The 7,295-nt window shown below is 59.2% G+C and carries 5 protein-coding genes and 1 pseudogene; 2 read left to right on the forward strand and 4 right to left on the reverse strand.

All coding sequences use genetic code 11. From position 1 onward, the window contains the following. Positions 1-377: 377 nt before the first annotated feature. Positions 378-715 (forward strand): annotated as a pseudogene (locus EN738_RS36955) (LysR family transcriptional regulator); the annotation flags it as partial. A gap of 367 nt (positions 716-1,082) precedes the next feature. Here the strand turns inward: EN738_RS36955 and EN738_RS27430 are convergent. Further along, the gene (locus tag EN738_RS27430) at positions 1,083-2,384 is read right to left on the reverse strand and encodes an IS110 family transposase (protein WP_236473627.1); all 1,302 of its coding nucleotides are present in this window, start codon (positions 2,382-2,384) and stop codon (positions 1,083-1,085) included. Positions 2,385-3,056: 672 nt separating this feature from the next. Here EN738_RS27430 and EN738_RS27435 point away from each other — a divergent pair. After that, complete coding sequence (locus EN738_RS27435) at positions 3,057-3,974, forward strand: LysR family transcriptional regulator (RefSeq protein ID WP_091600624.1); 918 nt, start codon at positions 3,057-3,059, stop codon at positions 3,972-3,974. A 48-nt stretch (positions 3,975-4,022) separates the two neighbouring features. On the opposite strand, the gene EN738_RS27440 is transcribed toward EN738_RS27435, so the two are convergent. The 3 genes from EN738_RS27440 to dctA all read right to left on the reverse strand — a co-directional run. After that, positions 4,023-4,826: a TIM barrel protein gene (locus EN738_RS27440; RefSeq protein ID WP_091600623.1), complete on the reverse strand. Its 804-nt coding sequence runs from the start codon at positions 4,824-4,826 to the stop codon at positions 4,023-4,025. 164 nt (positions 4,827-4,990) lie between these two features. After that, positions 4,991-6,052 (reverse strand): LacI family DNA-binding transcriptional regulator, encoded by a 1,062-nt coding sequence (locus EN738_RS27445; protein WP_091600622.1) that lies wholly within the window; start codon positions 6,050-6,052, stop codon positions 4,991-4,993. 278 nt (positions 6,053-6,330) lie between these two features. Next, positions 6,331-7,295, reverse strand: a 965-nt coding sequence (gene dctA, locus EN738_RS27450) for a C4-dicarboxylate transporter DctA (protein WP_127286416.1), incomplete at its 5' end; no start/stop codon positions are given.

A 7,295-nucleotide genomic window follows, 5' to 3' on the forward strand; every position in this document is an offset into this window, starting at 1 on the left:
GCCGCGTCGCGAAAGCCATCACGCTTGTGCGACTGACAAAGCCCAATGCTCATAAAGCCGGATCAGGTCCGGCCGGTGTGTGGCGTAGGTGCAGTATGACGATGTGAGCCGCTACACCGTGCGCGTCTCCCAGTCTGTCCATAGGCTCGGAAGAAGTCGGACAGTTTGACATGGCCGGTCAGTTGCAACTCCCTTTCCCAACACTCCACTGCCCGGTAGAGCGCATGAAAAATCTCCTTTCGGGCGGTTTCTTAAGACGCTCGCCACGCCATGAGGCAGTGGGGCATCGGTGTCCGTCAGGTGCTTCTGCCCATGCAGGATTCCACAACATTGATGAAATCGTTTGTTTCGATGAAAGGCATCCACACTTTGGATAGTTGACCACGCGTTTCAAAGGTCGTGAACTACATCTCCTCGTTGTGCTCGACGCACTCCCGACAGAGCGCAACCTCATGGGCGCGGCATGCAAGATTAACCGAGCCCAGCCGGTCATGAGTGCGGCCGGCGCTCGGCTGCTCGATTATTTGCGCGATGAGCTCGCGACCATGTCCGCGGAGGTATTCAAACTTAACGCTGCGTCCGGGAGCTCTTGCCCTCCAGTTCGCGACGCTCTCCTGCCCATCCAGTGCTCGTTTATTTCGTCGGATAGTTTGACCCGGCTCTACCGAATCGCCGCTTCAGGATCATTCTTTCCGATTTCGTCACGCTCGTATTTCTGCCGCGCCCTACACCGATTAGGCGCGAACAAACTGAGCGCCTTGGAACCCGAACCCGTGCGTCGTGACCGGGAGCATCCGGGGCGAACTCATGCGCTCGGGGGCATCGCATCACCGGACGGCGACAGGCACGGTCGACCGGCATCTCGGCATCGGCTGGGAATTCGTCCATGGTCTGCATTGACGACGCTTCCTGAGGCCACGTAGCTCTTATGCCAAGCTGGGCGCCCGGGTCGAGCGCGTAATGACGACAATTGCTTCGCTACAGGTCAAACGCTTTCCGGGCCACCTGCAAAGTCTTCACCCGGCCGTACAGCGCCCAAGACCACTGATGTGATCGACAAGAGCCTTGTTGATAAATCTGCGCTATTCTCCTGTCGCGCACGGACGACCGCGTGGCGAAGAGCAGGGTCCGAGATGAGAGCCCTGCCGCGCAGCTTCTATCGTCGCGCCTCGTTTGCGGCATCCGTGCCTACCCTCTTCGGACCTCGTGGGTTCCAACCGGCGGCGAGGCGTGCATAGGCGCCCTCGGCCTGCTCCACCCAGCGGCGCTCTTCTTCCCGGTGGCTCTTTATGTTGTAGGCGTGCGCGGCTCCCTTTTGGCCGCGCACAGCCTTGCTCCCGGCCTTGAGTTCCACATCGCGCAAGCTTCTTGGCATGCAGGGAGGGTCGAGCCCACGCGTAACTCTCGCCCTTCATCAACAGATGCCAGATCACGACAGAGAGTTTGCGTGCGGTTGCCACGGCCGCGACATGCTGTCCGCGCCGGGCTCGCACGCCGCAGGGAGAAGGCTCGCAACGGTCCGGGAGCACGAGCGGCCGCCCAGGCCGCCTCGACGAGCATGCCGCGCGCATGACCACGGCCCTGCTTGGTGATCCGCCCATGGTAGGCCGGACCTGGCCGGACTGTCGGACGCTTGGGTTCAACCCGAGATAGGTCACGAGCTTCTGCGGATCGTCGAAGCGCGACACGTCGCCGATCGCCGCCTTCATCGCCAGCGCGACGGTGATGTCGACGCCGGGAATGGTCATCAGCCGCTTCACGCCTTCATCCTCGAGAGCCGAGCGGGCAAGATCGCGTTCGATGACCTGGAGGTCTTCGCCCAATCGGTCGAACTCGCGCAGATGCCGATCGATCGCGAGGCGCTCGTCCTGCGGTACGACCTGCTCGATTAACCAGGTCCGACCCTTGGCGCCGCACAGGTCGGCATGCGGGCAGGACGGGATCAGGTGGCTATGAAGGATCGACTGGATGACGGTCTTCAATCGAGATCTCTGTCGGACAATCTGATTGCGCCGTGTCACCTGTCGACGCAGAGCCTGCGTCGGCTCGTCCGCAATCCAGACTTCTGGCAAGAAGCCGCTGGCATAGAGCTGCGCAAGAACGTCGGCCTCGATCGTCGTTTTGATCTTGGCATAGGCAATGATACGCACCTGTTTCGGGTTGCCGATCCCCACCTTCTTCACATGCGGCGCAACCACAGCCGTAGCGGACGTCGCGTTGCCGGTGGCCTCGATCACCCCGACATCGTTCGGCGACAGCTTCGCGGCGAACGCCGCCAGCAGATCGCGCCGCATGTCGACGCGGCCGAGTCGCCTGAGCCTGCCATCCTCCCATGCCACTGCTTCGGCGAAGGCGCGGTGAATATCCAGTCCGATGATGCGCATGCCCGTTCCTCCTTCTTGGCTCGGTCAAAGACGGGAGCTGGCGGGTAACACGACATCTACTGATCCGCGCTCGCAGCGCCTCCGGGAAAGTCGCGAGGGGCGGCGATGTAACGAGCTCGGGCTCTCAGCCCACGGTCTATTGACGGCCTGCCTGCACCTTCGTGCTCCCGGTGCCCCACGTCCCGGATGGGCTCACCATAAGGGCGTTCCAAAACAAGAACGGCAGGACGAAAAGGCACCACAGATCACCACCGGATAACAGCAAGGCCAAGCGCTTCGTTCAGACAGGCTTGCGCCAATGGGCTTAGGCCGAGCCTACAACAGTTCTCAAAAACGCTGCCGAACTGCTGCATTGGCTTCGCCGATACAACACAGGCCTCACGGCAGCTTAGGATCAAACCGCCCATCAGTCGCCTCGGACCACGCCTTGCTAGGTCGGGGCCGCCGAAGACGCTGGTTGATAGCCCGGCGCCATCGGCCCGGCATTTCAAACCGCCAATCTCTGACCTGCACAGTACGTACGATTGCTCGCTTCGGCAGATCACGCGGCTCATATGTCGGACCTTAACGTCATCCATCATAAACTTTTTGCGACAAAAGATTGCAAGAATGCTAAATTGTTAAAGTCGTTTGTTTCGGTTAAAGGCATCCATCCCATGGATGGCTGATGACATGCGTTTCAAAGGACTTGATCTAAATCTCCTCGTTGTGCTCGACGCACTCCTGACGGAGCGTAATCTCTCGGCGGCGGCACGCAGGATCAACCTGAGTCAGCCCGCCATGAGTGCGGCCGTCGCCCGACTGCGCGATTATTTCCGCGATGAACTGTTTACGATAAGAGGTCGCGAACGATTTCTAACCCCGCGTGCGGCAGCATTTGCCCCCGCAGTTCGCGACGCTCTCCAGCACATCCAGTGCTCGATTATTTCTTCGGATCCGTTTGACCCAGCTCGAGCCGATCGCCTCTTCAGGATCATTCTTTCCGATTTCGTCACGCTCGTGTTTTTCGAAAAGCTTGTGGAGCGTATTGCACGGGAAGCCCCCGCCGTCAGCTTCGAACTGCTGCCTGTCGACGATAGCCCCGATGAGCTTCTCCGGCGCGGTGACGTCGATTTTCTAATTCTACCGGATATGTTCACGTCGAGTGTGCATTCAAGCGTTCCGCTGTTTGACGAGAAGCTCGTGTGCGTAGGCTGTCCCACAAACAAGCAGCTGCCACAGCAGCTTACATTCGAGAGATACATGTCGATGAGGCACGTCGCGGTCAGGTTCGGGCGTACGATGAAGCCGTCTATCGAGGAATGGTTTTTGCTTGAGCATGGCCTTAAGAGACGTGTCGAGGTCGCCGTGCAGGGCTTCAGCATGATTCCACCTATGGTGTCCGGCACAGCTCGTATAGCGACCATGCCCTTGCGGCTGGTCAGGCATTTCGAAAACACGTTCCCCCTGCGGGTTATCGAACTTCCGCTGCCATTTCCCACATTCACCGAGACCCTCCAATGGCCGGCCCTCCACAATAGCGATCCGGCAAGCATCTGGATGCGGGAGATAATGATGCAAGAGGCATCTCGGATGGCTGTCCCGCTGTGAACCCACGGAAAATTCAGGCGCACCTATAGTCACTACTCCTGTCACCATCTACTCTGACGACAATAGCCCTCGCCGGATAAAGTCGATGCTGGCGGCAAGTGCGCCTGCGAGATCGTCCAGAGAATGGACTTCCTCGACCAGCTCGAACGAGAAAGGTCCCGCGTAGCCGCCATCCAGCAGCGCCTGAATCTGGCTGCCATTGTCGGAACCTGCAAGAAAGCGATCGGGGTAAATCCAGAAGGTCGGGTCGTTTACGCTTGAAATGTGCACCAGGCCGGTAAGCTCGCAGAACAGGCATGTCTCCCCGGCCAGGGTGTGGTGGAACGTGTCGTGCACGAGGCGAAAGACGGACTGGCCATCAACCGCGGCAACGGCCTCGGCCGCTTCCTTCTTTGATCGAAGCGAGCAGGTTCGGAAACCCAGCGGCTCGATAAGACCGATCAGACCCCGCGACTGGAGGATTGGCTTGATCTCGTTTAGAGCGAAACGAAGATTGTCCTGGCGCTCGCTATTGGTGGGCCACGAGCTGCGGTTGGCCGGCACCAAAACGAGCGTCTCCGCCCCGCACGCCGTCGCATAATCGGCGAGGTTGCTTGCCTCGGCCTGACGCGTTGGAGTCCAGTCGTTGAACCGCTGCAAGGCGTTGACAGAGATGATCGTGATGCCCGCTTCGGTAGCGGCAAACCGGACGTCCGCAGCCGGAATGCCGCGTGCGACAGGATTGCTGAAATGAGGGTAACGGATTTGGACGTCGGTCAGGCCTTGGTCACGGGCAAGCGCGAAAAGCGCACTGACGTCAAGGCGGGGCGCCGCCATGTGATCGAGTGCAAAGCGGGGCGATACCTGGCGCATTGCTTGACTTTCCTTCCATGAAGCGCGGCTGCCATTTCGGCATCCGGCTTCTTTCAAGACGGAACCACGCCGGTTCACAGATCGGACAGAGACGGCCGAGTCAATCGAGCTTTCCTTTCATCGGTGAAAGGAAAATGGGCGCTCATGATAGAAATCCATCAAGCTCAAATATTTTCCGGAAGATAAATGTCGAACGGCAGAAATGTCTGCCCCGGGCTCTCCGCGACGCCGGCTTTGATGGCCCGCTCCATTGCCATTATCAGCTCCTGGCAAAGTCGGCGCATTGGCGTGCCGACCGCCATCGTCAAGATGTCATCCGCAAGCGCCCCACGTGACTGCGGCGTCATTTCACTCACGATCGCGACGAGATCCTGACCGCTCCCCTCTTCTCGGAGCGCGGAAATTGCCCCCTCTATCCCCCCGCCGGCCATATAGAAGCCGACGAGCTCTGGTTCCCGCTGCATAAGATCCAGCAATTTTTCGTAAGTGAGCTGCCGTTCATCAAGGTTCACGAGCGCATCAAGCACCTCGAATTTTGGCGCGTTCTCACGAAAATACGCACGAAAGGCCGTTTCCCGCGTCGCATGCGCCTGGAAGCGATGGCTTCCGACAAACACCGCCACCTTGCCGGGCCGTTTTGCGGTCTTGGAAAACACCCAAGCGGCAGTCCGTCCGACCTTGCTGTTGTTGAGGCCGATGTAGCCCTCGCGCACGCCATCGGCGAAGTCGGATAGCAGCGAAAATACCGGGATACCTTTCGCCTTGAGCTCCTCGACTGATGCTGTGATTTTCGGGTGATCGGCCGCCACCATGGCGATCGCCTGGCAGCGGCTCCCAAGGTCCTTAAGAAGCGGGAGCAGGTCACGCGGCAAATGTGACTGCGCGAACTCGATGATCGGAAGGCCGTGGAAGGATTTAGCCATACTGACCGACTCTTCGATCTTGCGAGCGAAATCTTGGTAGAAATCGTGGGTAGGTTTTCTCAAGATGAAGCCCAGCTTGTAGTGCGGCAGGTGCTGCTGCAAGCGCTGTTTGATGAGACCGGCAGCATGATAGCCGATCGCGTGCGCGGCCGCATGGACCCGCTGGGCGGTCTCCTCTCGCACCGGAAGGCGGACGTTCAGAACCCGATCGACTGTTGCTACGCTGACTCCGGCTTCGCGGGCGAGATCGGCAATTGTGACGCGCTTTCCCCTAGCGATTCTGATCGGCCGGTCCTCCATCATCCGGTGCGCTCCCGCGACGGCTTGGGGCGGCAAGCTGAAATAGTTCCCACACCCGGCGGTTGATAGCGCATTCGACGAACAGCGCTCCATGCGCACCCAGATGAGTTTCCGTGAACCGTTCGTTTGCTTAGGGGCTTCATGGTGTTGTATTACTCACTGCGTTAGTACTCTATTTCCAGCGCTCTTTGGAGGCTGGCAATTCGACTGTTGTGGCAAGGCCGCGACTTACACGTCGCGCTGTTGCGATTTTGCTTGCGGGGAGCCAGTTTGATGTAACCCTAACCGCGGAAAGCGGCTTCCATCCGTGACTGGTCCAATTCGCCTTCCCAGCGAGCGACAACGAGCGATGCCACCGCATTACCGACTAAATTCGTCAGCGCGCGGCATTCCGACATGAAGCGGTCCACGCCAAGAATTAGAGCCATTCCGGCAACGGGAACACTCGGCACGACAGAGAGAGTAGCGGCCAATGTGATGAAGCCGGCGCCGGTGACGCCTGCCGCACCCTTCGAGGAAAGCATCGCAATTAGCAGCAGGAGGATCTGATCGGCAATTGACAAATCTGTGTTCGTCGCCTGCGCGATGAAGAGGGCGGCGATCGTCATGTAGATATTGGTACCGTCCAGATTGAATGAGTATCCAGTAGGGATGACGAGACTTACGACCGAACGCGCGGCGCCGGCCTTCTCCATCTTCTCCATGAGCGAGGGCAGCGCGGCCTCCGAGGAGGACGTTGCCAGGACAAGCAGCAGTTCGTCCTTGATGTAGCGGACAAGAGAAAAGATCGAGAAGCCGTTGTAGCGGCAGACCGCGCCGAGAGCCCCGAACACGAAGAGGAAGGCGGTAAGATAGAACGTCGCGACCAGTATCGCGAGGTTGGCCACCGAACCGATACCGTATTTGCCGATCGTAAAGGCCATTGCGCCGAAGGCGCCGATGGGTGCAGCCTTCATCAGAATGCCGACGAGCTTAAAAATGGGGGCGGTAAGCGCCTGGAGAAAGGTAACGACCGGCCTGCTCGTCTCTCCGGTCATCGCCAAAGCAATGCCGAACAGGACCGAGAAGAACAAGACTTGCAGGATGTCGCCTTCCGCGAAGGCACTGGCAATCGTTGACGGGATGATGTTCATCAGGAAGCTGGTCACGGACTGCTCGTGAGCCGTGGCCACATAGCCCTTAACGGCTTGGACATCGAGCGAGGCCGGATCGATGTTGAGGCCGGCGCCAGGCTGAACGATATTCG

Origin of the sequence: Mesorhizobium sp. M4B.F.Ca.ET.017.02.2.1, assembly GCF_003998955.1 — a bacterium.
GTDB lineage: Bacteria > Pseudomonadota > Alphaproteobacteria > Rhizobiales > Rhizobiaceae > Mesorhizobium > Mesorhizobium abyssinicae.